This window comes from Natrinema sp. LJW11 (assembly GCF_056135975.1).
Window position 1 is genome coordinate 724,995 of sequence record NZ_JBWBDM010000002.1, and the last position, 26,126, is coordinate 751,120.

Sequence of the window (26,126 nt, forward strand, 5' to 3'; positions counted from 1 at the left end):
CCACTGACGATACGGAGGTCGCGCAAAGAGAATGTATATCAAAGCGATCGTCCTCGACAATTTCAAGAGTTTCGGTAGAAAGACGAAGATCCCGTTCTACGAGGATTTCACCGTCGTTACGGGCCCGAACGGCTCCGGGAAGTCGAACATCATCGACGCCGTCCTCTTCGCGCTCGGCCTGGCCCGCACCCGCGGGATTCGCGCCGAGAAGCTGACGGATCTCATCTACAACCCCGGTCACGAGGGCGAGGAGACCACGAGCGGCCCACGAGAAGCCACCGTCGAGGTCATCCTCGACAACTCCGAAGGTGCCCTCGATCGATCGCAGGTCGTCAACGCCGCGGGTAGCGAGGACGTCGGCGACGTCGACGAGATTCGCATCCGCCGGCGAGTGAAAGAGACCGAGGACAACTACTACTCCTACTACTACCTCAACGACCGCTCGGTCAACCTCTCGGACATTCAGGATCTGCTCGCGCAGGCCGGGATCACGCCGGAGGGGTACAACGTCGTCATGCAGGGCGACGTCACCGAGATCATCAACATGACGCCCCACGCCCGCCGGGAGATCATCGACGAGATCGCGGGCGTCGCGGAGTTCGACGCCAAGAAGGAAGACGCCTTCGGCGAACTCGAGACGGTCCAGGAACGGATCGACGAGGCCGAACTCCGCATCGAGGAGAAACGCGACCGGCTCGACCAGCTCGCGGACGAACGTCGGGCGGCCATGCGCTACCGCCGGCTCCGCCGCGAAAAGGAGGAGTACGAGGGCTACAAGAAGGCCAGCGAACTCGAGGAGAAACGGGCCGAACTCGAGTCCGTCGAAACCGAAGTCGACGACCTCGCAGACGAACTCCGGGAGCTCGAGCGCGAACTCGACGAACGGGAGGGCAAAGTCGTCCGCCTGCAGGAAGACCTCGAGGACTTAAACGCCGAAATCGAGCGCAAAGGCGAGGACGAACAGCTCCGGATCAAAAGCGAGATCGAGGAGATCAAAGGCGACATCTCGCGGCTCGAGGACAAGATCGAGGCCAGCGAGGAAGCGATCGAGGAGGCCGAATCCAAGCGCCGCGAGGCGTTCGTCCAGATCGATCGCAAGCAGGAGACGATCGACGACCTCACGGACGAGATGCGCGAGCACAAACTCGAGAAGGCCTCTATCAAGAGCGAGATCCAGGAACGCGAGGCCGAACGCGACGAACTCGAGGCCGAAATAGAGGCCGTCGACACCGAGTTCGACGAACTCAAGACCGATCTGGCCGAGCGCAAAGAGCAGCTAGAAGAGGCGAAGACGGAGCGCAACGACCTCCAGCGCGAACAGGATCGCCTGCTCGACGAGGCTCGCCGGCGCTCGAACGCGATCAGCGAGAAAGAGCAGACGATCGAGGAGCGACGCGAGGAGCTCCCCGAACTCGAGAGCCAGCGCGGCGACCTCGAGCGGGAACTCGAGAAGGCGGAGCGGAACCGCGCGAACATCGCGGAGGTCGTCGACGATCTGAAAGGCGAGAAGCGTCGGCTCCAGTCCGATATCGACGATCTCGACGACGAGATTCAGACCAAACAACAGGAGTACGCCGAACTCGAGGCCAACGCGGGCGAGAGCGGCGACTCCTCGTTCGGTCGCGCGGTGACGACGATCCTCAACTCGGGGATCGACGGCGTTCACGGCGCGGTCGCCCAGCTGGGGACCGTCCCCGGCGAGTACGCGGTCGCCTGCGAGACCGCCGCCGGCGGTCGGCTGGCGAACGTGATCGTCGACGACGACGTCATCGGTCAGCAGTGTATCGAGCACCTCAAGTCCCGAAACGCGGGGAGAGCGACTTTCCTACCGCTGACGGACATGAGCCAGCGTCGGCTCCCCAACGCGCCGAGCGATCCGGGAATCGTCGACTTCGCGTACAACCTCGTCGACTTCGATAGCGAGTACGCCGGGGTCTTCTCCTACGTCCTCGGTGACACGCTGGTCGTCGAGGACATCGAGACCGCCCGCTCGTACATGGGCGACTATCGGATGGTCACGCTCGACGGCGACTTGGTCGAGAAGAGCGGCGCGATGACCGGCGGCTCCGGCGGCGGCTCGCGGTACTCCTTTACCGGCGGCGGCGAGGGCCAGCTCGAGCGCGTCGCGAAACAGATCACGGAGCTGCAGGAAGAACGGACGTCGCTCCGCGAGGACGCTCGCGGCGTCGAGGAGCGACTCGACGACGCCCGCGACCGCAAGAGCGACGCGGCCGACGAAGTTCGGTCGATCGAGTCCGAACTCGAGGGCCTCGACGAGAAACGGGAGGAGATCGAGGCCGAGATCGAATCCCTCGAGTCGGACCTCGCGGAGCTCCGCGAGGAGCGCGAGTCGGTCGACGAGCGGATGAACGAGATATCCGACGAGATCGACGCGAAGACGGCGACGGTCGAGGAGCTCGAGGCGGACATCGACGATCTCGAGCGCGAGCTCGCGGACTCGAAGATCCCCGAACTGACCGACCAGATCGAGGCGCTCGAGGCCGAGATCGACGAGCGCGAGGACCGCATTCAGGAACTCGATAACGAACTCAACGAGCTGAGCCTCGAGAAGGAGTACGCCGAGGACGCCATCGAGGACCTCCACGACGACATCGAGGCCGCGCAGAATCGGACGGCCGAGCACGAAGACCGGATCGACGACTACGAGGCGGAAATCGACGGGAAGCGCGAGACGCTCGAGGAGAAACACGAGGCCGTCGCGGAGCTCGAAGAAGAGCTCACGGAACTGAAAGCCGAGCGCAGCGACCTCAAGGAGGAGCTGTCCGAGGCTCGGACGGACCGCGACAAACAGCAGGATCGGGTCAACGCCGTCGAGAGCAAACTCGAGGACGCCGGCGAGCGCGCGAGCAGCCTCGAGTGGGAGATCGAGTCCCTCGAATCGGAGGTCGGCGACTACGACCCCGAGGACGTGCCGGATCACGACACCGTCCTCGAGATGATCGACCACCTGCAGGCGGATATGGAGGCGATGGAGCCGGTGAACATGCTCGCGATCGACGAGTACGACGAGGTCCGGAGCGATCTCGAGACGCTCGAGGAGGGCAGGGAAACGCTGGTCGAGGAGGCCGACGGCATCCGCGAGCGGATCGAGCAGTACGAGACCCAGAAGAAGCAGACGTTCATGGACGCCTACGACGCGATCGCCGCGCACTTCACCGAGATCTTCGAGAAGCTCTCGGAGGGGACGGGGACGCTGCACCTCGAGAACGAGGACGATCCGTTCGACGGCGGGCTGACGATGAAGGCACAGCCGGGCGACAAGCCGATCCAGCGCCTGGACGCGATGTCCGGCGGCGAGAAGTCGCTGACCGCGCTCGCCTTCATCTTCGCGATCCAGCGGCACAACCCGGCCCCGTTCTACGCGCTCGACGAGGTCGACGCCTTCCTCGACGCCGTCAACGCCGATCGGATCGGCGAGATGGTCGACGAACTCTCCGACAAGGCCCAGTTCGTCGTCGTCTCCCACCGGTCGGCGATGCTCGATCGCTCCGAGCGGGCGATCGGCGTGACGATGCAACGGGATAACGTGAGCGCGGTGACCGGGATCGATCTGAGCGACGGCGGCGACGGGAGCGGAGAAGAGGTGCCGGTCAGTGACTGATCACGACGAGTTTTATACCGATGGGGGAGACGAGATCCCCCTCGACATCGCGGGCCACGAGGACCGCGAGCGCCCGGGAGATGCGGACTCGAGCGCGGGCGACGATTCCGACGACGAAAGCCCGTCGGACGGATCCACCGAATCGGTCCTCGAGTTCGCGGACGTCGAAACGGCCGCGGAAACGTCCGGAGACGACGACGACGGAGACGAAGAGACGGTCGAGCCCGTCGAATTGCTCGTCCAACTCGCGAAGGACGGCGAAATCGATCCGTGGGACATCGACATCGTCGCGGTCACCGACAAGTTCCTCGAGGCGATCGACGAGGTCGACCTGCGAACCTCCGGGCGGGCGCTGTTCTACGCGAGCGTCCTCCTGCGGATGAAGAGCGACGAACTGTTCGCCACCGACGACCCCGACGAGGAGGAGCTCCCGCCGTGGGAAGCGCCCTTCGCCGACGAGGGAGCGATGGACCCGGCGGGCGACGACGGTCGGGAGTACCCGCCGGGGTTCGACCCCGTCGAGAACCTCGAGGAGGAGATGGAACGCCGCCTCGAGCGCAAGCACGCCCGCGGGAAGCCGGAGACGCTGGACGAACTGGTCCGCGAGCTTCGGACGGCCGAGCGAGATACCTGGTGGAAGGAGTCGCGAAGTTACGACACGAGCGATTCGCCGAAGGGGTACGACCGCGGCGTGCAGGAGCTGAACTACCACTCGGGCGACGACTTCCGGGTCGACGACGAACCGACCAGCGACGACGTGACCCACACGACCCACGAAGAGGACATCGAGGCGGTCATCGACGACGTCGAGACGGAACTCGAGGACCGCTACGAGCGAGGCCGCGACGAGGTGCTGTACGCCGAGATCGACGAGGTCGGCGGCACGCGCGTGATGACCTACCTCGCGCTGCTCTTTCTGGCCCATCGAGGAACGGTGACGCTCGAGCAGGACGAACTGTTCGGCGACCTCTGGGTGAAAGAGGCGGCAGTAGAGGCCGAGGCGACCGAAGCGATCGCCGACTGAATTCTCGTGTCGGCTCGGAAGTGACTCCCCAGACCGGCTCGAGAACGGATCGAGCGCCCACAAGCGTTTAGCCCACACCGGCGAAACCTCGAGTCGATGACGAGGCCGGACGATGCCCTCTTTCGCATTCGCGTCGAGACGTTCACTCTGGTTCGGAAGCTACTGCCGATCGTCCTCCTCGCCGGGGCCCTGGTCGGGCCGCTGTACCGGTTCGAGCCGACGGCCGCGATGTGGGTCTCGGCCGTCTGTTTCCTGTTGGTCCTCGTCGGCCTCCTCCTCGTGAGTCGCCTCCCGCTGTATCCGGCCCACACGTTCGGCCTCGAGTACCGGTTCGAGGAGGAGCCGTTCGAAACCGGTCGGCGACGGTGCGTCCGGTGTGGCGTGCTGGCCGAGTCCGGCACGCACCGCCGCTACGCCCGACAGATCGTCGTCCTCGGCGTGCCGATTCACACCCTCGAGTGGGGGAGCAACGACTTCTGTGGCGACTGCGTCGCGCTCGGAGACGCCGTCGACTCGCCTCCCACTGCCGAGCGAGTCGTGGACCCGGATCCGACGCCGACCCGGTCGCCGGCGCGAGAAACGGACGAAAGTCGGAAGGTGGAACAGGAATCGGGACGGGGACGTGCAACGGGATCGCCGTCAGACGACGGAATGCAGTCGGGTGGCGAACCGCCACGACTCGAGCGGGCCCGGCGCATCGACCGAAACGACGAGACGACCGCGCTGGAGCTCAGACGGGCCTTCGACTGACTCAGACGGTTTGCTGTACCGACGTACCGACGCGACCGCAGGCCGGTTGCGGTCGCGCCAGATATGACTGCCAGCGGACCGTCTCAATCGAGGTAATCGCCGGCGAGCAGATCGACGCGCTCGAGCGTCTCCTCCGGAATCGCCTCCTGTGGCGTATTGATCGTCCCCTCGAGGGCGCTCCAGGCCTCGCTCTCGAAGTCCTCCGGCATCGTTCGAATGGCGCGTTCGACGACCGCGTTGATCGCGTCCTGATTGGCCGCGGCGTTCTCGAGGACCTCCTCGAGGGTGACCTCGCTGTCTCGCTTCCAGACGTCGTAATCGGTGACGCCGGCGACGGTGGCGTAGCTCAGCTCGGCCTCGCGGGCGAGTTTCGCCTCCGGGATGGCGGTCATGCCGACGACGTCCCAGCCCTGATCGCGGTAGAACTCGCTCTCGGCTCGGGTGGAGTACTGCGGGCCTTCGATGCAGACGTACGTGCCGTCTTCCTGGGTTTTCGTTCCGTCGTCGGTCGCTTCCCGCGCCGATTCCGCGAGGTGGGAGACCAGTTCGGGACAGTACGGATCGGCGAAGCCCATGTGGACGACCATGCCGTCGCCGAAGAAGGTGGGCGTGCGGTGTTTGGTCCGGTCGAAGATCTGGTCGGGAACGACGAGCGTTCGCGGCGGCAGCTCCTCGCGAAGGCTGCCGACCGCGTTCGTGGCGATGACCCGGTCGACGCCGACCGATTTGAGCGCGTAGATGTTCGCCCGATAGGCTGCGTCAGTCGGCGGATGCTGATGGTTCTCGCCGTGACGCGGAAGGAACGCGACGTCTCGCCCGGCGAGTTCGCCGCGGGTGACTTTCTCGCTCGGCTCGCCGTACGGGGTCGAAATTTCCGCTTTGCGCGTGTTCTCGAGTGGCAGTGCGTCGTAGATACCGCTGCCGCCGATAACGCCGATCGTCATGGCGAGAGATGGGCCGAGCAGGACCGTAAACGGACTGGTTCCCGTCCCGGGCTCGTCGCGAAGCGGTGATCTGCGCCGACAGTCGAGACCGATGGCCGCTACCACGACTCACGAGAACCCAAGTAGCGCCGCCGTCACGTTTCGGCTATGGGTGCGGAATCGTCCGACGGAACGCTCACCGACGGTCCCCTCGTTCGACCGATGATCCGGCTCGCGTGGCCGCTCGTGGTCATCCAGCTGTTGCAGGTCGCCTACAACGTCGGCGACACCTTCTGGCTGGGGGCGCTCTCGCCCGACGCGGTCGGGGCCGTGAGCCTCGCGTTTCCGATCCTCTTCTTGCTGATCGCGATCGGCGGCGGCTTCACGACGGCCGGCGCGATCCTGATCGCCCAGCACACCGGCGCGAAGAGCGGCGACGCCGGACTGATCGCCGGGCAAACGCTGTCGTTCGTCTCGCTGGTCGCCGTCGCACTGAGTACGCTGGGCTTTTTCGCGACCGGGCCGCTGCTCGCCGCCCTGCCCGCCGACGCCGCGACGCAGGCCGAGATCATCCCGCTCGCTGCCGGCTATCTCCGGATCTTCTTCCTCGGGCTTCCCTTCCTCTTCGGCTTTTTCGTCTTCGTCGCGCTCATGCGCGGCTACGGCACCACTCGCGCCCCGATGCGCGTGATGCTCGTCAGCGTCGTCATCAATCTCGCGCTCGATCCGCTGTTCATCTTCGGCGTCGGTCCGTTCCCCCGCCTCGAGGTCGAGGGGGCCGCCGTCGCGACCCTCATCTCACGGGGGCTCGCGACGGCGATCGGCTTTTATCTGCTGTACTACACCGACGTGGGGCCGGACATCCAGCCGAGCCACCTCCGGCCACGCCGGGAGTACGTCGCGAAGATCACCCGGCTGGGGGTGCCGACGGCGCTCGAGCAGTCGATGACCGCCCTCGCCCTCGTCGCGATGACGGCGATCGTCGTGACCTTCCCGCCGGCGGTCGTCGCGGCCTACGGCCTGGGCAATCGGCTGATCTCGCTGGCCTTCCTCCCGGCGCTGGGGTTGGGGCAGGCGACGGACTCGATCGTCGGCCAGAACCTGGGCGCGGGCAATCCCGATCGGGCGGCGAGAGCGGTCAGAATCGCCGCGAGCGTGATCGGCGCGGTCATGTTGGCGGCCAGTATATTCGCGTTTCTCTTCCCGGAGCCGTTCGTCTCGGTGTTCGTCACCGCCGACGCGGCCGGGAAAGCGGCGACGATCGACTACGGCGTGACCTACCTCCGCTTCGCCGCGGTCGGCTTCGCCTTCATGGGCGTCTTGCAGGTTGTCCAGGGCGCGTTCCGCGGGGCCGGCAACACGAAGACGGCGCTCGCGTTCGCCGTGCTCGGGCTCTGGATCGTACGCGTCCCCGTCACCGCCTATCTGGTCTTCGTCGCCGACTGGGGACCGACCGGTATCTGGACGGGCGTCGTGATCGGCGATATCGTCGGTGCGATCGCCGCCGTCGCGTGGTTTTCGCGTGGTACGTGGAAGGGCGCGCTGGTCGATGGGGACGGCGCCGAAGCGGAACAGACGGGCTCGAGTGAAACCGAATCGGTCGCGGAGTGACGGCGATCGATGCCGAGGACGAGCTACACATTCGCGGGTGAAGAAGCGCTAGAAACGGTGTTATTCGTCCGCGAGCGCGTCGTAAACGTCACGGTGTTCGTCACGTCCCTTTTTCGCTAACGATCGAAGGATGTCCCGGCGAGCGTCGCGCATAAATTCCGCTGGCGGTTCTTTGCCGTGTTCCTCAACGTACCGTTCGCGGACGTCTTCCAGCAGCGTCTCGAGCAGGTTGCTCCGCGTACCGCCGGAAGCGGTCTCATCAGCTGCCATTCTCTGTGATTCTTTCGTCGCCGTCGTTGTAACGATTTCGTCGTATATTGTGGTTAAGCCCCATTCCTCGCGCATAGCAGTGGAACCACAGCTGACAGAAATCGGAACGAAGATTGAACAGCGAGGGCTCGGTATCGTTCAGCGATGGTCGACAAGGATGTCGTTCGTCGGGGATACGACGCCGTGGCAGAAACGTACGCTGCGGAACGATCCGAGGGCGGTATCGGGATGGACGCCCTCGAGGCGGTACTCGAGTCGCTTTCCGACTCGCCGACCGTTCTCGACGTCGGTTGCGGCCAAGGAGTGCCAGTTCTGCGGCGGGTGAGCAACGCTGGGAACGCGGTCGGCACGGATTTCTCGCGCGAACAGTTGGCGCTGGCGGCGGCGAACGCCCCGGCAGCGGCCCTCGTTCATGGGGATATGGTGACGCTGCCGTTCTCCGATGGGGTCTTCGACGCCGTGATCACCTTCCACTCGCTGATTCACGTCCCTCTCGATGACCACCGGGCAGTCCTCGACGAGTTCGCTCGGGTCCTGCGGCCCGGCGGCTGGGTGCTGCTCTCCGAGGCCCCGGTGGAGTGGACCGGTGAGAACCCGAACTGGCTCGAGACCGGCGTCGAAATGCAGTGGGACATGGCTGGCGCGGCGGCCACGCGAACCCAACTGCGCGAGGCCGGATTCGCCGTCGTCGACGAGCGTGAGAGTACCGAGACGCTTACCGAGGACGAACACTGGCTGTATCTCGCCGGTCGACTCGAGGCACCGGTGGAAACGGAGACCGAGTCGTCGTCTCGCAACGAATGCGAGCGTGAGTAGACGTGAGCGACCGTCCGCTTATTCAGCGGCGAGTCTCCACTGGTCCGAATCGGCCGACTCGAGCACCTCGCGGCGTTTCATCTCGCTCAGGACTTCCGACAGCCGGTCGGGCTGGGCGATTTCCATCTCGATGCGCTCGATGCCGTGGTGTTCGGTGAGGAAGTGACGGATCTCGTCGTTCGTGAAGCTCTCCTGGTCGGCCTTTTCCATCGCACTGGTGATCAGGTCCACCATGTCCTCGATGAAGTTCCACGGGTAGACGACCCAGGTCCACTCCTCGAGGCGTTCGCCGACGTAGTCGGGCTGGAACTCGCTGGTGCCGAGCAACTGCAGCGTCGCGGTTCGGACCTCGCCGGCGTCGCGGTCGTCGACGTACTCGTATGCGCGCTCGATCGAGCCGCCGGTGTCGGCGATGTCGTCGATGATGAGCACGTCCTTGCCCTCGACGCTTCCCTCGGGCATCGGGTAGCGGACGGTCGGCTCGCCGGACTTCTCGGCGGCGCCGACGTAGTGTTCCATCTTCAGGCTCGTCAGGTCGTTCAGTCCGAGGAAGTCACAGAGACACCGCCCCGCGAACCAGCCGCCCCGGGCCAGCGCGACGACGACGTCCGGCTCGAACGCGTCGTCACGCACGTCGTCGGCGACGTCCCGACACAGGCCGTAAATATACTCCCAGTTGGTTATCGTGCAGTCGAAATCGTCCGGTAGGTCGGACATCTGATGGCCACCTACCCGGTCTCTCGAGCGCGGCCCCCTTAAGTCGGCTGAAACGATCCGCTCGTCTCGAGCGAGGGCAGCGAGACCTCGGCCAGCGAACTCGCGATCACCGACGGGGGGCCGGCATCCGACAATTTATAATCGGGTAGTACAACCTAGTTATCGATGCCGCAGACACAGATTCAGGCCGCCCGCGAGGGGACGGTGACGCCCGAGATGGAACGCGTCGCCGAACGGGAGAACCGCGATCCGGCGTTCGTCCGCGAGCGGGTCGCCGAGGGACAGGCCGTGATTCCAGCGAACGTCAACCACGACGCGCTCGATCCGATGATCATCGGCCGCGAGTTCGCGACGAAAGTCAACGCCAACATCGGCAACAGCGAGACGACCAGCGACCTCGAGACGGAACTCGAGAAGCTCCACACCGCGGTCCACTACGGCGCGGACACGGTGATGGATCTGGGCACCGGGAGCGACCTCGACGAGATCCGAGAAGCCCACGTCGAGCACTCGCCGGTCCCGCTCGGGACGGTGCCGCTGTACGAGGCGGTCAAGCGGGCGGGCAGTCCCGAGGACGTTACGAAAGCGTCGCTGCTCGAGATCATCGAGAAACAGGCCGAGCAGGGCGTCGACTACATGACGATCCACGCGGGGATCCTCGCCGAACACCTGCCGCTGACCGACGGCCGGAAGACGGGAATCGTCTCGCGGGGCGGCTCGATCATGGCCAAGTGGATGGAGGAAAACGGCGAGCAGAACCCCCTCTATCAGGTATTCGACGAGATCTGTGAGATCTTCGCCGAACACGACGTTACGTTCAGCCTCGGGGACAGCCTGCGGCCGGGCTGTCTGGCCGACGCCTGCGACGAGGCCCAGTACGCCGAACTCGACACGTTAGGCGAACTCACTCGCATCGGCTGGGAGCACGGCGTGCAGGTGATGGTCGAAGGGCCGGGCCACGTTCCGATGCACAAAGTCGCGGAGAACGTCGAGCGCCAGCAGGAGGTCTGCGACGGCGCGCCCTTCTACGTCCTCGGCCCGCTGGTGACCGACATCGCGCCGGGCTACGACCACATTACGAGCGCGATCGGTGCCGCGATGGCCGCCCGGGCCGGTGCCGCGATGTTGTGTTACGTCACCCCGAAGGAACACCTCGGCCTCCCCGAGGAGAAAGACGTCCGAGACGGTCTCGCAGCCTATCGGATCGCCGCCCACGCCGGCGACGTGGGAAACGAACGACCCGGCGCACGCGACTGGGACGACGCGCTCTCGGAGGCCCGCTACGAGTTCGACTGGCGCGAGCAGTTCGACCTTGCGCTCGACCCCGACCGCGCCCGGTCGTTCCACGATCAGACCCTACCCGGCGACAACTACAAGGAAGCCCGATTCTGCTCGATGTGCGGGGCTGAGTTCTGCTCGATGCGGATCGACCAGGATGCGCGCGAGGACGGCGAGATGGAAGCGATCGAAGGCGAGGAACGGACCGACCTCGAGTCCTCGCCCGCCGCGGACGTAAATCGGCCGCCCGTGGGAACGCACGAGTCGGGGGATCTGCCGCCGATGGCGAACCACGAGCACGGCGATCCGCTCGAGGAAACGGGCGACGATTGATCCGCGACTCCCCGTGAGTCGCGGACACCTTCGAATATCAATGTCGAGTACAGTCACAGAGAATCGACCTCGTCTTTATCTGACAAACCGTGGTCGGTTCGGTATCGATGGCACCCCGACGACGGACCGTCATGGCGGCGGTATCGACGGCGACAGCGTCGGCAGTAGCCGGTTGTGCCGGCCTGCTCGGCGAGGAGACGGACGACGAAAACGGCCCGGAGAACGAGGAAGACGTCGCGACGGCGTTCGTCGACGACCTCGCGAACGAGCGATTCGAGCGGGCGAGCGAGCGATTCGTCGAGCGAGAACGGGACAAACGCGGCGATCCCGCCCGACTCGAGCGCCTCTGGATGGGGTACAGTGCGGTGAGCGGCGCGTACGCGGAGCTCGCCGACACGGCGGTATCGACGAAGAACGACCTCTCCGCGGTCGACCTAACGCTGTCGTTCGACCGCGGTGACCACGTCTGTCGAACTATCGTCGACGGAGAGTCGCGCCTCGTCGACTGCGGCGTCGTCGACGAGTACGAGCGACCGTCGTACGTCGATTCGAGCGCGGTCACCGAGCAGGACGTGACGCTCGCGGTCGAAGACTGTTCGCTCCCCGGAATCGTGACGACGCCCGCTGCCGAAGACGAGGCCGTCCCCGGCGTCGTTCTCGTTCACGGTGCCGGCGCGGGAACGAAGAACAACGACCGAGGCGGCTCTGCGCCGTTTCGGGATCTGGCCGAGGGCCTCGCCACGCGGGGCATCGCTACCCTTCGATACGACAAACGGCTTCCCATCTGCAAAGTCGAACCCAGTTCCCACACCCTCGATCGCGTCACCGTCGACGACGCGCTCGTCGCGATCGAGCGACTCCGGACCGTCGACGGCGTCGACGCTGACCGAATCGTCGCGGTCGGGCACGGTCTCGGCGGGACGGCAACACCGCGGATCGCCGCTCGAGACGGCGATCTCGCTGGCGTCGTCGGACTGGCCGCGCCGGCGCGTCCGTACCACGAACTGACGCTCGCGCAACTCGAGTACAAGGTGTCGGTCGGCGACCACGAGTGGGACGGGCTGGTGCGCATCTACGAGCGCTGGAGCGACGAGATCGAACGGGTACGGGCGGGGGAGTACGAGTCGGGCGACGAACTGCTCGGGAACCCCGGTGCCTTCTGGGACAGTCTCGCGGCGTACGATCACCTGGGGGCCGCGGCGGACGTCGACGTTCCGCTGTACCTGCTGCAGGGCGGACGTGACTTTCAGGTCACCGCGGCCGACGACCTCGAGCGGTGGCGGTCCGAACTCGACGGAGAGTCGACCGTGACGTTCGAGACCTACGACGGGCTCGACCACCTGTTCATGCCGGGCGACGGCCCGTCGGTGGAGTTCGCGTACGCCGTTCGGAACAACGTCGCCGAGGGCGTTATCACCGATCTCGCGGACTGGATCACCGACCTGTGATCGGTGCGTCGACACGCGCTTTCGCCCACCCGACGACCGAGGATTCATACGCCGGTCGCACCACGCACGTCGTATGGAGACGATTCGGATCGTGCAGGTCGATGCCTTCACCGACGAACCGCTCACCGGGAACCCGGCGGGCGTCGTTCCGGACGCGGACGGCCTCTCGGACGACCAGATGCGAGCGATCGCCGCCGAAATGGCCGTCAGCGAGACGGCGTTCCTCCGCTCGAGCGAGGACGCTGACCGCCGCGTTCGGTACTTTACGCCCACGCAAGAGGTCGACCTCTGCGGTCACGCGACGATCGGTAGCTTCGCCCACCTTCACGACGAGGGCCTCGAGCCCGGATCGACGACCCTCGAGACGAACGTCGGCGTCCTCGAGATCGAGATTGCCGAGGACGGCACGGTCTGGATGACGCAGGACGAGCCGTCGATCCGCGAAGTCGACGTGGGCTACGACCGCGTCGCGGACGCGCTGGGCGTCGATGCGGCCGCGCTCGAGGGCGCGAGCGCCGACATCCCGCTCGCGGTGTCCTCGACCGGTCTGCCGTTCCTGATCGCCCCGATCACGTACCTCTCGGACGTCGGGAACGCAGAACCGGATATGGCGGCGATCGAGGCGCTCACCGACGCAGTCGACGCTGCGGGTATCTACCTCTTTACCTTCGACGCGCTCGAGCCCGGGTCGACGCTCCACGGTCGCATGTTCGCGCCGGGGGCCGGCGTCCCGGAGGATCCGGTCACCGGCACCGCGAGCGGGGCCGTCTGCGCGTACCTCGATCGCTTCGGCGCGTTCGACGACGACCTGCCCGAGGAGCTCCGGCTCGAGCAGGGCCACTACGTCGACCGGCCGGGCCTGGTCCGCGTTCGGATCGACGACGCGGTACGGGTCGGCGGCCGGGGCGTCACCGTCCTCGACGGTTCGATCGTCGTCCCCGAAGACGACGAGGACGAGATTCTCGAGGCCTAATAGCGACCGCCTCGAGCGTACGGACAGAGATACGGAGAGACAGCTATCGGAGACTGTGTCCGAGATCGTGTACTCACCGCGAGAAACAGGTCGGTCGGCGGTGCCGAGGCGAAACGCCCGACTATCGAGTCGCGGCGCTGCTATCGTAGCCGTTGAACCGAATCGTACACTGATCGCAACGCCGTCGTCCGATGTGTGGACCGACTGTCAGCGGCTACTCTCTCACGAAACCCGACGGTGCTCGAACGGCTGATTCCGATCCGAACGAGCCGTCTTCGCCAGAAATTTGGAACGTTCATTCGATTTCGAGTTGGGATTGAGAGCGACCGTTCGCAACCTTCTTTATTCGTTCCAGTGACCACCTCACTAGAGATGGCTGTACTCTGGCTGGACGAGATCAGTGCCGGCGACCTCGAGACGGTCGGCGGTAAAGGTGCCTCCCTGGGCGAGCTCACGAGCGCTGGGCTGCCCGTTCCACCGGGATTCGTCGTCACCGCTGGGACCTATCGATCGTTTATCGAAGAAGCCGAAATCGACGAGGAGCTGTTCGCGGCCGTCGATGTCGACGTCGACGACTCGGCCGCGCTGGCCGACGCGGCCGACCGCGCACAGGAGCTCATCCTCGAGACGCCGTTCCCCGACGAGTTGCAGACGGAGATCCTCGAGAGCTACCACGAGGTCGGCAACGGCGAGGCGTTCGTCGCCGTTCGGTCGTCGGCGACGGCCGAGGACCTGCCGGACGCCTCCTTCGCGGGCCAACAGGAGACGTTCCTCAATGTGACCGAGGAAGCCCTGCTGGACCGCGTTCGGGAGTGTTGGGCCTCGCTATTCACCCAGCGAGCGATCTACTACCGGCAAGAGCAGGGGTTCGATCACTCCGCGGTGAACATCGCGGTCGTCGTCCAGCAGATGGTCGACGCCGAGAAGTCGGGCGTGATGTTCACGAGCCACCCCTCGACGGGCGACGCGACGATGATCATCGAGGCCGCATGGGGACTGGGCGAAGCCGTCGTCTCCGGTGCCGTCTCGCCGGATAACTACGTCATCGACCGCGAGGACCGGTCGATGGACGTCACCATCGCCGAGAAGAAGGTGATGCACGAAAAAGACGAGGCGACCGGCGAGACCGTCGAGCGCGAGGTGCCCGAGGATAAGCGCACTCAGCGAGTCGTCTCCGACGACGAGATCGACGCGCTCATGGACCTCGGCGAACGCGTCGAGGACCACTACGGCGAGCCCCAGGACGTCGAGTGGGCGATCGTCGACGGTGACGTGTACATGCTCCAGTCGCGCCCGATCACGACGATCGACGAGGACGGGAGCGACGCCGCGGATCCGACCGGGAGCGTCGACGCCGCGAAGGGACTGACCGACGGCAGCGGGAGCATGCAGGCCGCCGAGGGCGGCGGTACTGGCGGGACCGACTCGAGCGGCTCCGGCGAGATCCTCGTCGACGGCCTGGGCTCGAGTCCGGGGACGGTCAGCGGCCCGGCGCGGATCGTCCTCAAGCTCGACGACCTCGACAAGGTCAGCGAGGGCGACATCATCGTCACCGAGATGACGATGCCCGACATGGTGCCCGCGATGAAGCGGGCCTCAGGCATCATCACCGACGAGGGCGGCATGACCAGCCACGCCGCCATCGTCTCGCGCGAACTCGGCGTCCCCGCCATCGTCGGGACGACCAACGCCACGACCACTCTCGAGGACGGCCAGGTCGTCACGCTCGACGGCGAGAAGGGCGCGGTGCTCGAGGGATCCGAAGTCGAACCCGACGAGGAGACCGAGCCGGTCGAGGAGGTTCGCCCGCAGTCGCCGGTCAAACCGATGACCGCGACGGAGGTCAAGGTCAACGTCTCCATCCCGGAAGCCGCCGAACGAGCGGCCGCGACGGGTGCCGACGGCGTCGGCCTGCTCCGCATGGAGCACATGATCCTCTCGCTGAACCAGACGCCCGCGAAATTCATCGCGGAGAACGGCGAGGACGCCTACATCACGGAGCTCGTCGAGGGGATTCGCGGCGTCGCCGACGAGTTCTATCCGCGGCCCGTCCGCGTCCGCACGCTCGACGCGCCGACGGACGAGTTCCGCCAACTCGAGGGCGGCGAAGACGAGCCCGACGAGCACAATCCGATGCTCGGCTACCGGGGCATCAGGCGCTCGCTCGACCGTCCTGACGTCTTCGCGCACGAACTCGAGGCGTTCCGTCGCCTCTACGAGCTGGGATACGACAACGTCGAGATCATGCTTCCGCTGGTCAACGACGCCGAGGACATCTACCAGACCAAGGAGCTGATGAAGAAGGCGGGGATCGATCCCGAGAGACGCCGCTGGGGTGCCATGATCGAGACGCCCGCCGCCGCGCTCTCAGTCGAGGGGATGGCCGAAGCGGGCATCGACTTCGCCTCCTTCGGGACGAACGACCTGACCCAGTACACGCTCGCGGTCGACCGCAACAACGAGCACGTCGCCGACCGCTTCGACGAACTCCACCCTGCCATCCTGCGGCTCATCGGGGACGTCATCGAGACGTGTCGCGAACACGACGTCGACACGAGCATCTGCGGACAGGCCGGCTCCAAACCCGAGATGGCCCGGTTCCTCGTCAACGAGGGGATCAGCTCGATCTCGGCGAACATCGACGCCGTCCGCGACGTCCAACACGAGGTCAAGCGAGTCGAGCAGAAGCTCCTGCTCGACTCCGTTCGCTAACGGTCGCGTTCACTGATTTTTCGGACGAGGTGCGCTCGACGCCGTCGCCGCGTGTACGGAGACTGCCGATACATGTGACAAGACGGTCACCACGTGTATGCGTAGCCGGCGGCGACGAGAAAGACCAGACCGATCCCGAGTGCTGCGACCGCGATCGCGAGACCGAGAAATCGAAGCAGGTCCGTCATGAGCGCCGGATACTCGGGCTGGGGCTCGAGGTTCGCCACGAGCACGTAGATGAACGCGCCGGCCCCGATGGAACACAGGCCGAGCGTCGCCGTCGCAGCCCAGGTCATGGGTTCGATGGGGTGGCTGCCCTCGTATAGCCTGCGGCCGGGCGGGGAAAGGTCCAAGATGTCGGCCGGCCACCGTTCGAGTATGAGCGATCGTTCGGACGAGGTGACCGAGAGTCGGGAGCCGGACGCACCCGCGACCGACGACCTCCTCGAGGAGACGGATCGCCTGCTCTCGGGGTCGGGAGCCGCCGTCGACGACGGGCAGTCCGAAACCGCGGGGAGCACGGCGGGCGGGGACACCGGCGTGGATCCTCTCACCGGGCTCGATCCCGCGCGAGACGCCGACCTCGACGGCGACAGTACGGCCGACGCCGAATCCGACACCGGCTCGTCGCGATCGTGGCTCTCACCGATCACGTCGCGACTCTCGCTCGGGCGATACTTCTCCCCGAAGGAGTATCTCGCGCTCGTCGGCCTGCTCAGCGCCGGCGTCCTGGCCGGGGCGACCGTCCTGCCGTTCGCCGGCCGCATGATCGGCATGTTCGCCGTCGCCTTCGTAATCGGGCTCGTCGCGTCGAAGCGGCGCTATCTCGAGATGAGCGCCGCCGGCGTCTCGGTCGGCGGCGTCGCGGCGGTCATCAGCAACACCGTCCTCATCGCAGTCGGCTCCGGACGGCCGCTCATCGCCGTCGGCGCGACCGTCGGACTCCTCGCCGCCGTCGTGGGCTACTACTTCGGTCGCGACCTCCGCGACGGGCTTTCGACGGATATCGACTGAGTCAGCCGTTCGTCGTCAGTTCCCAGCCGCGTTCCGTCCGGCGAACGACCCCGTTGTCGGCCATCACCTCGAGCAAGTCGGCGACGACTTCGCGGGGGGCGTCGATGTCTTCGCTGAGTTCGCCGACCGATTTCGGTTCCGAACGGACGCTGGCGAGCAGATCGGCGTAGATCCGACTCTCCGGGCCGGCACCGACGGTCTCGGAGATGTTCTCGAGCACGTCGTAGAGCCGCCCCTGCACCCATCGCTGGGCCAGCGACAGCTCGTTTTCGAGCCGTTCCAGATCTTCCAGCACGGCGAGTAGCTCGTCGAGATCCCCGGTTTCGTCCCACGAGATATCGAGGGAGAGGTGTCGACAGGTCGTGATATCGAAGCTACTGTTGGCCGGATAGGCGCTCTTGCTCGCGAAACCGTACGGCGAGACGTTGACCTCGAGTCGGACGTTCCGGGCGATGTGGAAGTACTTCCGCCGCTGGTCGTCGACGCGGCTCTCGATTAGCCCCGCCTCCTCGAGTTTTCGCAGGTGCTCGATGACCGCCTTGGGACTCACGCCGAGGTATTCAGAAATTTCAGTGACGTAACACGGCTTCCGGGCGAGCAACTGGAGAATTCGCCTCCGGTTTTCGTTCCCGAGTAAATCCAACAGCGCGGCGGAATCCATCGAGACAGCGTTAGTGATCGGCGCTGAAAAGCGTGTCTGCTCGCAGTACGCGACGGATCGATGCGATTCGAGCCCGGGTGATGGCGGATCAGCCGTCGGCGTCGGCCCCGCTGGGCGTCTCTGATACGGTTTGCCGCAACTATTTTCCGTCCGGTTTGCCGGGATCGGCCGGCGTCTCGCCGGACGACTGCTCATCGGGGTCGTTTCCCGACGGTCGTTCGTCGGTTCCGCTCCCCGGCGTCTGTCCATTAGAGCCGTTTCCCGTCGCCGTCTCACCGGGTGTGGATCCCGGCGCGCCGGTATCGGGACCGGTTCCCGGCGACTCGTCGTCGGTGGGGCCGCCGCCATCGGCCGGCGGTCCTGCGTCACCGGCGGGGGGTCCGTCGCCGGCCACTCCCCGGGCGACCGCCGCGACGACCGGTCCGGCCTGCTCCGACGCGGCCTGACGGATCGCGGTCGCGTTCCCTCGTAAGTTCGCGAGCCGATCCCTGCCGATGCCGGCCTCGTCGGCGCGGGACTCCGTTCGTTCGATCGTTCGCTCGAGGCTGGCGATCTGAACCGTCAGCCGGGCCATCTGCGATCGGTAGGCCCCCGTTGAAAGCTCCTCGCGTCGAGACTCGAGGGTAGCGCGTTCGGTCTCGAGTGCAGTTACTTTCGCCTCGAGGTGGTCGGTCCGCTCGGTGACGACCGCCGCCCGGGTTTCGTTGTCGGCGCGCTCGTAGGCCGCATCGAACATTCCCGACTCGACACCGTTTTCCGTATCAGCTGCGCTCGCCTGCATGACCGTCCCGACGGACGCGTTCGTCGAGTCGGACTGGGCACCGCCGGCATCGGTGGCCGCGAACGTGTTCGCGACGGCACCGGTCGCGAGCAGCGCGACAGCCAGACCGACGACGGTGAGAATCACCAGGAGAGCGACCGGTCGCGTGCGTCTCATTGTCTTTCTTCTCCGCGTGAATGTAGTAAAAAGACGGAGCTTCGTTCGAATCGTTTAATCGCCCCGGTAGAGCGCTGAAATCCGTTCTGAGCGTTCAAGGCGGCTGGAGTAGCCGTCAACGAACTCGATCAGCCGACGGTTTTCGGGCCCGGTTCATCGGCGTTTAGCGGATGGTTCAAATCGTTCCACTCGGAGAGCGGGGCGTCAATCACTCGCTACTTCAGTCGAAGTTGCGTCACGATCGCTCGCTGCTGTGACCGGCGGAACGTCACGATCACCTCTCTCGCGGCCGGGGCTCGGTCGGGGAGGGACGGACCGGATACTGTCCGCGGTCTAATAAAACGGAGTTTCGACCGAGACGACCGGACATCGCACGAGCGGTCGTCGAACGGAGAACGCACCGATAGCGCGTCGGCTTAAACCTACCTGCCAACAGTTATATCACCTCGACCCATGTTATCTAGTACCATGTTCGAGGTGTTCTCGCGAAGCTATTATCTCGGACGTCTCTACGTGACCCCGACCGACGGGAATCACGCACTCATGCACAGCGACCAGCACGAACGCATCAACGAGGAAGTGTACGCCACCGGTGACGGCCTCGAGCGACTCGACGCGCCGCTGGTGATGAAATTCGAGACCAGTCACTTCCCGGTTCACGGAGCGGACGCCGTCCCGACGAACACGCTCGCCTTGCCGGAATCGATGCTCGAAGGGACCGACGTCCGGAACCCGCCGTCGCTCCGGGAGGTGTTTCTGGCCCGGCGCGAGCGCGCCCGTCAGCTGCTCTCGTTCGCCGGCGGCTTGCGAGCCGGCGAGGCGGGGCCGACCGGTGACGAGCCGCCGAACGCCGGAACCTAGAAGTAGCCTCGCTTCCCGATTTCGGCCGGATGCTCGATAGGTTGCTCGGCCGCGCCTCGCTCAACGCGCGCATCGACGAACTCGAGGAGGAAAACGAGCGGTTGCGAAAGCGCTACGAGGCCGAATCCGAGCGCCGAGCCGACGCCGCGACGGCACGACAGGACGCCGAAGAGCGGGTCAACCGGCTCGAGGATCGGATCGCCCAACTCGAGGGCGAACTCGAGCGAGTGAACGCGGATGAAAGCTCGCTGACGGTTCGCCGCCGCGACCAGCTTCGCGGCCGCCGGCTCGAGGCGGTTCTGGACCGGCTGGCGTCCCTCCGAACGGGAGCCGAGGGTGCGCTGACCGCCGGCGTGGACGACGCGGTGCCCGAATCGGTCCGTGCGGATCTGGACGACGTGCTCGGCGAGCGGCTCGCGCTCGTCGACGAGGCCGCGCCGTGTCTGTGTTGCGTCGACGACGCCGGATTGCTCGCTGTGACGCTCGAGCCGCCGATCACTCCCGACGTCGACGCGGCCTGGCGCGACCGGTTCGCCCTCGAGCGCGAGTGGTTCCTGCCGACCGGCCGACACGCGGTCGCGCTGGTCCGGACCGATCTGTTCGCCGTCGGGGTCTACGAGGACGACGAGCGCGTCGAGTACCGCGGCTTCGAGAGCGACGTCAAGGGGAGCCACTCGAAGGGCGGCTTCTCGCAGGCCCGCTTCGAACGGATTCGCGACGGACAGATCGACGACCACCTCGAGCGCTGTCGCGACGCGCTGACGGCGTACGAACCGGGGGGCGAGCGAGCCGACACGCCGCTCTTCCTCGTCGGCCAGCGCGGCACCGTCGACGCGCTCGTCGACGAATCGAGGCTCGAGCCGACCGCGACGGCCGCCGTCGACGCGACCGGCGAACCGAAGGCGGCGCTCGCGGACGCCGTCCGGTCGTTCTGGACGACGGAGCTCCGGGTGCTGTGATACGGTTTGCTGTACCGATTTACCGGTGGGACCGCAGGGCGGTCGCGGTCCCACCGGCAATGACTTACAGTAGACCGTATGAGTCAGCGCTTCAGACGATACGGGGTCAGTAGCTGCCGCCGTCGTCGAAACAGCGACCGCATCTGTTCGCGTCCGCGTCACTGACCGCCCGCTCGACGGGGACCAGTCGGAGGTTGTCGTGAGCGACGTGGGAGGTCGCCCCGCAACTCGTCTGGAAGTCCGAACGGCCGGATTCGTGTTGGTGGATCTTGTTCGTCGTCTCGTTCAGGACACCGTTCATGGTATGAGTTAACACGAGTCGGCCACATAAGCGCACCGACCGTTGATTGCCGCATACCGAGTCGATGGGCTCCCGGTAGTCGTTGCTGGCAGTGAAACAGTACCGCCAACAGATGGCGAGGGCGAAACGGTCGGTCGAGAGCGGCCCGCTGAACCGCAATTACGACGCGTTCGCGGCATACTCGACGCCGACCGGCCCAGCGTGGTTTCCGTCGTCCCGCCCGTTCCCTCAAGGCGAACTGACCGACGAACGCCAATCTTTTTCCGCCGGTCGTCGCGCGAGAACGGTACTCGGCGGTCGCAGCGCCGATATCGGCCCGCTACTCGTCGCGGTTTGCTGCCCGCGTCTGGATCTCCTGGCCGACCGTCTCGACCCCGCCTTCGGGTTCCGGCGACGCTGTCACGGCGCGACCGCCGCCCGAAAGCGCCTCGAGGGAGACGACCAAGGCCGCACCGAGGAGGACGAGTCCGCCGGCGACGCCGAAGGCCACGGCGTAGCCGAGGGTGGCGGTCCACCCGCCGAGGACGCCGCCGAGCGCACCGCCCAGCGCCCCCAGTGCGACGTAGGCCCCGAGTACCTCTCCCCGGAGGCCCGGCGGCGCGAGCCGAGTGACGATCGCCGTCCCGATGACGGCGATGCCCGCCCACGTCACCCCGAGGAGTGCGAGAACGAGCCCGGCAGCGCCGAAGGCGACGGTCGCAGCCAGCCCCGCCACGGCGACGGTCACCGGGAACAGCACCCCCCTCGCGGCGAGGACGCCCGTCTGCAGGAGCCGAACGTCGTATCGCCCCGAGAGCCGTCCGGCGGCCTCGTAACAGACCGCGGAGCCGAGGCTCGAGGCCAGATAGAGCGCGAACACCTGCCCCGAATCGAAGCCGGCGTCGGTCAGAAACAGCGGGAGCGGTGCCCAGAAGGCGGCCGAACCGGTGAAGAAGAACGCTCCGGCGACGAAGTACGTGGCCATCGCCGGCTCGAGGCGGGTCGCGAGCCGTCGGGGATCGATCCCGCGCGTCGACCAGTAGAGTCGGGTCGGCGAGAACGAAACCGTGGCCCCTCTGACGCCGCGGCTGGAGCTCGCGAGGAGCCGGCCGATCCGACGAGCGGCGCGCTCGTCCGTGACGTGAGCCGACGGCTCGGGCCGCGGGAGCGTTCGCGCCGCGAGGATCGCACTCGCGCCGGCACACCCCGCGAGCACCCAGCACAGCGTCCGCGTGACCTCGTCGGCCGCGAGCAGTCGACGTCCGACGGCCGGCCAGACCGTCCCGAGGACGAGGCCGCCGGCCCAGCCGTAGCCCTGATACTTGTTCACGAGCCCGATCCGCTCGCTCCACCGGGATTCCGGGGCGTCGTCGACGACGAGCATCGTCAGGACCGGACCGATCGACGAGGCGAACAGCCAGAGGACCGCGTTCGCGGCGATGACCGCCGAAATCGAGGTGAGAAACGGGATCGCGGCCAGCGAGACCGCGACGCAGATCAGGGTCACGAGCACCAGCAGTCGGCGGTGAGCGACCCGGTTCGCGAGCCGGCCGAACGCGATCGCGCCCGGTGCGGCGACGCCGGCGGCCGTCGCCGCCAGCACTCCCAGTTGAACCGGTGATGCACCGAGTTCCACGATGTAGAGCGGTACCAGGAGGGAGGCGCCGCCGAACGCGACCGAGCCGAGTCCCCACGCGCCGAGCCAGCGATCCGTCATCGTCCGTCCCTGGAACGCGAACGGGTAAGTAGTGGCGATCGTCGGGCCGTCGTGACGGGCGTTCGCCCGTCGAGACGACTCGTCGCCACCGACGGCCCGACCGGGAGTTCAAGTACACCCTCGTCAATTTCCGAGTATGCGCGTTGCGATCCTCGCTCACGAGAAGTTTCCCGACCGAGCCAAGACCGCCCTCGGCGTCCTCCGATACGCAGACCACGACGTCGTCGCCGTCCTCGACCGAGACAGTGCCGGTCACCGGGTCGGCGATTTCGTCCCCGACGTCCAGGACGCGCCGATCGTCGCCGACATGGCCGCCCTCGAGTCCGACGCCGTCGACGCCTTGTTGATCGGCATCGCCCCGATCGGCGGCGGCTTCGACGAGAGCTGGCGCGAGGACGTCCGGACGACCCTCGAGGAGGGCTGTGACGTCATTTCCGGGCTGCACGCCTTCCTCGCCGAGGACGAGGAGTTCGCCCGGTTGGCGGCCGACAACGACTGCGAGATCCGAGACGTTCGGAAGCCGCCGGCGGATCTCGCGGTCAGCCAGGGCGTCGCGAGCGAGGTCGACGCCGAGGTGATCCTCACCGTCGGCACCGACTGCTCGGTCGGCAAGATGACGACGACGATGGAACTGGCCCGCGACGCCCGCGCGGCCGGCCACGACGCAGCCGTGATCCCGACCGGCCAGACGGGGATCATGATCGAGGGGTGGGGCACCCCGATCGACCGGGTCGTCAGCGACTTCACCGCGGGCGCGGTCGAGGAGATGATCACGGCGGTGGGCAACGACCACGACTACCTCTTCGTCGAGGGGCAGGGCAGCATCGTCCATCCGGCGTACTCGCCGGTCACGCTGGGAATCCTCCACGGCTCGATGGCGGATTCGCTCGTGCTCTGTCACGAGGCCGGCCGGGAGGCGATCCACGGCTACGAATCGTTCTCGCTGCCGTCGATCCCCGCCTACGTCGATCTCTACGAGAGCGTCGCCGAACCGGTCGCGGCGAGTCGAGTCGTCGCCGGTGCGCTCAACACGTCCCGTCTCGAGGACGACGCGGACGCCCGCGAGGCGGTCGCAGCGTACGCCGACGCGCTCGACGCGCCCGCGGCCGACGTGATCCGCTTCGGGACCGACGAGCTACTCGAGGCGTTACTCTGAGATGGCCCTCGATACCTCGTTCGAACGGCGCTCGCTTCCCCTCGAGTACCCCTTCGGGATCGCCCGCGGGACGACGACCGAAACCGAGGTCGTCTTCGTTCGGATCAGCGACGCCGACGACGGACCGACCGGCATCGGCGCGGCCGCGCCGTCCGCTCACTACGGCGAGACCGCCGCGACGGTCGAAGCCGTCCTCCCCGACCTGCTGGCGGTCGTCGAGGATGTCGGCGATGCCCACCAGCTCGAGCGGATCGAACGGGAGCTGCGCGAGACCGTTCGGGGGAATCCGTCGGCCCGCGCCGCGGTGAGCGTCGCGCTTTACGACCTCGTCGCGAAACGGCTCGAGGAGCCGCTGTATCGATACTGGGGACTCGATCCGGCGGAGACGCTCGAGACGTCGTACACCATCGGCCTCGACGACCTCGAGGCGATGCGCGAGAAAACCGAGACGGCGCTCGAGCGCGGGTACGACACGTTGAAGATCAAACTCGGCACCGACCGCGATCTCGAGATCGTCCGGACGATTCGATCGGTCGCGCCGGACGTCAGGCTGTTCGTCGACGCGAACGAGGCCTGGACGCCCCGCGAGGCGGTCGCGAAGATCGACAGACTCGCCGAGTTCGACCTCGCGTTCGTCGAACAGCCGGTTCCCGCCGAGGACCCCGAGGGACTGCAGTTCGTCTACGACTGCTCGAGCTTGCCGATCGCCGCCGACGAGTCCTGCGTGACGCTCGCGGATATTCCTCGGATCGCAGACCGGTGCGACATCGCGAACCTGAAGCTGATGAAATGTGGCGGGCTGGGGGAAGCAAAGCGGATGATCCACGCCGCCCGCGCTCACGGCCTCGAGGTCATGTGCGGCTGTATGACCGAATCGAACGCCTCGATCGCGGCGGCCTGTCACCTCGCCCCGCTGCTGGACTACGCCGACCTCGACGGCTCGCTGTTGCTGGCCGACGACCCCGCCGACGGCGTCCCGATGCCCGACGGCCGGATCGATCTCGCCGGCCTCGAGCGGCCGGGGACGGGTGCCGTCCTCGAGTCCGAATTCGACTGAGTTCTGGAGTCCGAGAATCCACGTTCGAAACCGTTCGAGGAGTCACTGCCGACGACTGTCAGCGCGACCACCAACGGGGTTTCATAGCGGTCGTCGGTGTGGAACGTGCTGGTATGGACGACAGTAACGGCGATCGACCCGTGTCCCGTCGGGCGCTATTGCGAGCGTCGGCCGGGACGGTCGCGCTTTCGGTGGTCGACAGCGCCCGAGCCGATGGGAACGGTGGCGGCGGACCGGCGCTCGCGCCGCGGTTCGATCGCGGCTGTCCGGACGCGACCCTCGAGCCCGGAATGACCCACTGCGAGGGGACGAGTACGGAGGGGTGTGCGGACGACCATCCGGCGACGACCGAACTCCGATCGGGCGTCGCCGAGAGTCTCGAGACCCGGTTTCCCGACGTGAACGCGCTGATCGACGCGGGGTTCAAGCCGTACTTCGACACGCTCGAGACGGGGGACGACAGCTGGTCGCACTGGCTCAGTCCGGAGTTCATCGGCGACGACGACGTTCTGAACCCGGAGCGACCGGAATCGGTCCTCGTCGACAACGAATCGTGGCGGTCGATGGGCGTCATGTTCATCGCGACGCGCGGCGGGGAACCGGTCGAGCCGCCGGCAGTGTACGGCGAGGACGAGTCCACGGACCGGTGTTCGCCGTGGCACGCCCACACCGGCCTCCCGGGGCGATTCGGCTGGTGGTACTACCAGCAGGCCTACGAACGCGAGTTCGAGGACGGGAATCTCGACGTAGCCTGTCGAACGCCCTGTATGCTCCACGTCTGGACCGTCGACCACTCCGAGAGCGTCTACGCACACGACGCGCCCCCGCAGGAGGATCGCGAGCTGTCGCCGGCCGCCGATCCCGAATTCGAGACCGACGCCGTCCCCGGGGAGGACGAACTCGGCTGGGACGTGCTTCCGAACGGACTCGTCCCCGAGCGAACCCCCGACGAGTTCGCCCCGCCCGGCCCCTTCGGTATCGATCTCGGACTGTGACCTCGGTCGAGA

23 protein-coding genes are annotated in these 26,126 nt (G+C 66.5%); 15 read left to right on the forward strand and 8 right to left on the reverse strand.

Annotation, left to right across the window (positions count from 1 at the left end; all coding sequences use genetic code 11):
- Positions 1-31 precede the first annotated feature (31 nt).
- The 3 genes from smc (at position 32) to AC0QDI_RS08205 (ending at position 5,396) form a co-directional block, all read left to right on the forward strand.
- Positions 32-3,622 carry a chromosome segregation protein SMC gene (gene smc, locus AC0QDI_RS08195; protein ID WP_474667019.1) on the forward strand — a complete coding sequence of 1,197 codons (3,591 nt, stop codon included), beginning with the start codon at positions 32-34 and terminating at the stop codon, positions 3,620-3,622.
- Positions 3,615-4,646 (forward strand): segregation/condensation protein A, encoded by a 1,032-nt coding sequence (locus tag AC0QDI_RS08200; protein ID WP_474667021.1) that lies wholly within the window; start codon positions 3,615-3,617, stop codon positions 4,644-4,646. The genes smc and AC0QDI_RS08200 overlap by 8 nt, the downstream gene beginning before the upstream one ends.
- Positions 4,647-4,742: 96 nt before the next feature.
- Positions 4,743-5,396 carry a DUF8108 domain-containing protein gene (locus tag AC0QDI_RS08205; protein ID WP_474667023.1) on the forward strand — a complete coding sequence of 218 codons (654 nt, stop codon included), beginning with the start codon at positions 4,743-4,745 and terminating at the stop codon, positions 5,394-5,396.
- Positions 5,397-5,479: 83 nt separating this feature from the next.
- Here AC0QDI_RS08205 and mtnP read toward each other — a convergent pair whose 3' ends face one another.
- Positions 5,480-6,340, reverse strand: a complete 861-nt coding sequence (mtnP, locus tag AC0QDI_RS08210) for an S-methyl-5'-thioadenosine phosphorylase (protein WP_474667025.1) — start codon at positions 6,338-6,340, stop codon at positions 5,480-5,482.
- A 147-nt stretch (positions 6,341-6,487) separates the two neighbouring features.
- On the opposite strand from mtnP, the gene AC0QDI_RS08215 reads away from it, so the two are divergent.
- Positions 6,488-7,930 carry an MATE family efflux transporter gene (locus AC0QDI_RS08215; RefSeq protein ID WP_474667027.1) on the forward strand — a complete coding sequence of 481 codons (1,443 nt, stop codon included), beginning with the start codon at positions 6,488-6,490 and terminating at the stop codon, positions 7,928-7,930.
- Positions 7,931-7,990: 60 nt separating this feature from the next.
- Here AC0QDI_RS08215 and AC0QDI_RS08220 read toward each other — a convergent pair whose 3' ends face one another.
- Positions 7,991-8,200, reverse strand: coding sequence for a hypothetical protein (locus AC0QDI_RS08220; RefSeq protein ID WP_474667029.1), 210 nt, complete (start codon positions 8,198-8,200; stop codon positions 7,991-7,993).
- A gap of 144 nt (positions 8,201-8,344) precedes the next feature.
- Here AC0QDI_RS08220 and AC0QDI_RS08225 point away from each other — a divergent pair, with 144 nt between their 5' ends.
- Positions 8,345-9,016 (forward strand): class I SAM-dependent methyltransferase, encoded by a 672-nt coding sequence (locus tag AC0QDI_RS08225; protein WP_474667031.1) that lies wholly within the window; start codon positions 8,345-8,347, stop codon positions 9,014-9,016.
- A gap of 18 nt (positions 9,017-9,034) precedes the next feature.
- On the opposite strand, the gene AC0QDI_RS08230 is transcribed toward AC0QDI_RS08225, so the two are convergent.
- On the reverse strand, positions 9,035-9,733 hold the full coding sequence (locus AC0QDI_RS08230) for a phosphoribosyltransferase (protein WP_474667033.1): 699 nt from the start codon (positions 9,731-9,733) through the stop codon (positions 9,035-9,037).
- A gap of 165 nt (positions 9,734-9,898) precedes the next feature.
- On the opposite strand from AC0QDI_RS08230, the gene thiC reads away from it, so the two are divergent.
- The 4 genes from thiC (at position 9,899) to ppsA (ending at position 16,477) form a co-directional block, all read left to right on the forward strand.
- Positions 9,899-11,344, forward strand: a complete 1,446-nt coding sequence (gene thiC, locus AC0QDI_RS08235) for a phosphomethylpyrimidine synthase ThiC (RefSeq protein WP_474667035.1) — start codon at positions 9,899-9,901, stop codon at positions 11,342-11,344.
- 107 nt (positions 11,345-11,451) lie between these two features.
- Positions 11,452-12,792, forward strand: a complete 1,341-nt coding sequence (locus AC0QDI_RS08240; RefSeq protein ID WP_474667037.1) for an alpha/beta hydrolase family protein — start codon at positions 11,452-11,454, stop codon at positions 12,790-12,792.
- 73 nt (positions 12,793-12,865) lie between these two features.
- The gene (locus AC0QDI_RS08245; RefSeq protein WP_474667039.1) at positions 12,866-13,765 is read left to right on the forward strand and encodes a PhzF family phenazine biosynthesis protein; all 900 of its coding nucleotides are present in this window, start codon (positions 12,866-12,868) and stop codon (positions 13,763-13,765) included.
- A gap of 372 nt (positions 13,766-14,137) precedes the next feature.
- A complete protein-coding gene (gene ppsA / locus AC0QDI_RS08250; RefSeq protein ID WP_474667041.1) occupies positions 14,138-16,477 on the forward strand; it encodes a phosphoenolpyruvate synthase in 2,340 nt (779 codons plus the stop codon).
- An 86-nt stretch (positions 16,478-16,563) separates the two neighbouring features.
- On the opposite strand, the gene AC0QDI_RS08255 is transcribed toward ppsA, so the two are convergent.
- Complete coding sequence (locus tag AC0QDI_RS08255) at positions 16,564-16,773, reverse strand: hypothetical protein (protein ID WP_474667043.1); 210 nt, start codon at positions 16,771-16,773, stop codon at positions 16,564-16,566.
- 82 nt (positions 16,774-16,855) lie between these two features.
- On the opposite strand from AC0QDI_RS08255, the gene AC0QDI_RS08260 reads away from it, so the two are divergent.
- Complete coding sequence (locus AC0QDI_RS08260; RefSeq protein WP_474667045.1) at positions 16,856-17,491, forward strand: DUF456 domain-containing protein; 636 nt, start codon at positions 16,856-16,858, stop codon at positions 17,489-17,491.
- Between the two features lies 1 nt (position 17,492).
- On the opposite strand, the gene AC0QDI_RS08265 is transcribed toward AC0QDI_RS08260, so the two are convergent.
- Entirely contained in the window at positions 17,493-18,152 is a 660-nt protein-coding gene (locus AC0QDI_RS08265; protein ID WP_474667047.1) for an ArsR/SmtB family transcription factor, read from the reverse strand.
- A 139-nt stretch (positions 18,153-18,291) separates the two neighbouring features.
- Complete coding sequence (locus AC0QDI_RS08270; RefSeq protein ID WP_474667049.1) at positions 18,292-19,089, reverse strand: hypothetical protein; 798 nt, start codon at positions 19,087-19,089, stop codon at positions 18,292-18,294.
- Positions 19,090-19,557: 468 nt separating this feature from the next.
- Here AC0QDI_RS08270 and AC0QDI_RS08275 point away from each other — a divergent pair, with 468 nt between their 5' ends.
- Both AC0QDI_RS08275 and AC0QDI_RS08280 read left to right on the forward strand, forming a co-directional pair.
- Positions 19,558-19,950, forward strand: coding sequence for a DUF5802 family protein (locus AC0QDI_RS08275; RefSeq protein WP_474667051.1), 393 nt, complete (start codon positions 19,558-19,560; stop codon positions 19,948-19,950).
- Positions 19,951-19,979: 29 nt separating this feature from the next.
- Positions 19,980-20,909: a Vms1/Ankzf1 family peptidyl-tRNA hydrolase gene (locus AC0QDI_RS08280; protein ID WP_474667053.1), complete on the forward strand. Its 930-nt coding sequence runs from the start codon at positions 19,980-19,982 to the stop codon at positions 20,907-20,909.
- Positions 20,910-21,015: 106 nt separating this feature from the next.
- On the opposite strand, the gene AC0QDI_RS08285 is transcribed toward AC0QDI_RS08280, so the two are convergent.
- Both AC0QDI_RS08285 and AC0QDI_RS08290 read right to left on the reverse strand, forming a co-directional pair.
- On the reverse strand, positions 21,016-21,210 hold the full coding sequence (locus tag AC0QDI_RS08285; protein WP_474667055.1) for a hypothetical protein: 195 nt from the start codon (positions 21,208-21,210) through the stop codon (positions 21,016-21,018).
- Positions 21,211-21,529: 319 nt separating this feature from the next.
- Positions 21,530-22,906, reverse strand: a complete 1,377-nt coding sequence (locus AC0QDI_RS08290; protein WP_474667057.1) for an MFS transporter — start codon at positions 22,904-22,906, stop codon at positions 21,530-21,532.
- Positions 22,907-23,042: 136 nt separating this feature from the next.
- Here AC0QDI_RS08290 and AC0QDI_RS08295 point away from each other — a divergent pair, with 136 nt between their 5' ends.
- The 3 genes from AC0QDI_RS08295 to AC0QDI_RS08305 all read left to right on the forward strand — a co-directional run bounded on the left by AC0QDI_RS08295 (position 23,043) and on the right by AC0QDI_RS08305 (position 26,114).
- On the forward strand, positions 23,043-24,062 hold the full coding sequence (locus tag AC0QDI_RS08295) for an N-acetyltransferase DgcN family protein (protein ID WP_474667059.1): 1,020 nt from the start codon (positions 23,043-23,045) through the stop codon (positions 24,060-24,062).
- A gap of 1 nt (position 24,063) precedes the next feature.
- The gene (locus AC0QDI_RS08300; protein ID WP_474667061.1) at positions 24,064-25,119 is read left to right on the forward strand and encodes a dipeptide epimerase; all 1,056 of its coding nucleotides are present in this window, start codon (positions 24,064-24,066) and stop codon (positions 25,117-25,119) included.
- A 113-nt stretch (positions 25,120-25,232) separates the two neighbouring features.
- Positions 25,233-26,114, forward strand: a complete 882-nt coding sequence (locus AC0QDI_RS08305; protein ID WP_474667063.1) for a hypothetical protein — start codon at positions 25,233-25,235, stop codon at positions 26,112-26,114.
- The last annotated feature ends 12 nt before the right edge of the window (positions 26,115-26,126 follow it).

Coding starts and splice junctions, on each gene's coding strand:
- AC0QDI_RS08280 (WP_474667053.1), top strand. CDS start 19,980: ATGCTCGATAGGTTGCTCGGCCGCGCCTCGCTCAACGCGCGCATCGAC.
- AC0QDI_RS08305 (WP_474667063.1), top strand. CDS start 25,233: ATGGACGACAGTAACGGCGATCGACCCGTGTCCCGTCGGGCGCTATTG.
- AC0QDI_RS08215 (WP_474667027.1), top strand. CDS start 6,488: ATGGGTGCGGAATCGTCCGACGGAACGCTCACCGACGGTCCCCTCGTT.
- AC0QDI_RS08230 (WP_474667033.1), bottom strand. CDS start 9,733: ATGTCCGACCTACCGGACGATTTCGACTGCACGATAACCAACTGGGAG.
- AC0QDI_RS08265 (WP_474667047.1), bottom strand. CDS start 18,152: ATGGATTCCGCCGCGCTGTTGGATTTACTCGGGAACGAAAACCGGAGG.
- AC0QDI_RS08255 (WP_474667043.1), bottom strand. CDS start 16,773: ATGACCTGGGCTGCGACGGCGACGCTCGGCCTGTGTTCCATCGGGGCC.
- AC0QDI_RS08300 (WP_474667061.1), top strand. CDS start 24,064: ATGGCCCTCGATACCTCGTTCGAACGGCGCTCGCTTCCCCTCGAGTAC.
- ppsA (WP_474667041.1), top strand. CDS start 14,138: ATGGCTGTACTCTGGCTGGACGAGATCAGTGCCGGCGACCTCGAGACG.
- thiC (WP_474667035.1), top strand. CDS start 9,899: ATGCCGCAGACACAGATTCAGGCCGCCCGCGAGGGGACGGTGACGCCC.
- AC0QDI_RS08225 (WP_474667031.1), top strand. CDS start 8,345: ATGGTCGACAAGGATGTCGTTCGTCGGGGATACGACGCCGTGGCAGAA.
- AC0QDI_RS08290 (WP_474667057.1), bottom strand. CDS start 22,906: ATGACGGATCGCTGGCTCGGCGCGTGGGGACTCGGCTCGGTCGCGTTC.
- AC0QDI_RS08285 (WP_474667055.1), bottom strand. CDS start 21,210: ATGAACGGTGTCCTGAACGAGACGACGAACAAGATCCACCAACACGAA.
- AC0QDI_RS08205 (WP_474667023.1), top strand. CDS start 4,743: ATGACGAGGCCGGACGATGCCCTCTTTCGCATTCGCGTCGAGACGTTC.
- AC0QDI_RS08260 (WP_474667045.1), top strand. CDS start 16,856: ATGAGCGATCGTTCGGACGAGGTGACCGAGAGTCGGGAGCCGGACGCA.
- AC0QDI_RS08275 (WP_474667051.1), top strand. CDS start 19,558: ATGTTCGAGGTGTTCTCGCGAAGCTATTATCTCGGACGTCTCTACGTG.
- AC0QDI_RS08295 (WP_474667059.1), top strand. CDS start 23,043: ATGCGCGTTGCGATCCTCGCTCACGAGAAGTTTCCCGACCGAGCCAAG.
- AC0QDI_RS08245 (WP_474667039.1), top strand. CDS start 12,866: ATGGAGACGATTCGGATCGTGCAGGTCGATGCCTTCACCGACGAACCG.
- AC0QDI_RS08220 (WP_474667029.1), bottom strand. CDS start 8,200: ATGGCAGCTGATGAGACCGCTTCCGGCGGTACGCGGAGCAACCTGCTC.
- AC0QDI_RS08240 (WP_474667037.1), top strand. CDS start 11,452: ATGGCACCCCGACGACGGACCGTCATGGCGGCGGTATCGACGGCGACA.
- mtnP (WP_474667025.1), bottom strand. CDS start 6,340: ATGACGATCGGCGTTATCGGCGGCAGCGGTATCTACGACGCACTGCCA.
- smc (WP_474667019.1), top strand. CDS start 32: ATGTATATCAAAGCGATCGTCCTCGACAATTTCAAGAGTTTCGGTAGA.
- AC0QDI_RS08270 (WP_474667049.1), bottom strand. CDS start 19,089: ATGAGACGCACGCGACCGGTCGCTCTCCTGGTGATTCTCACCGTCGTC.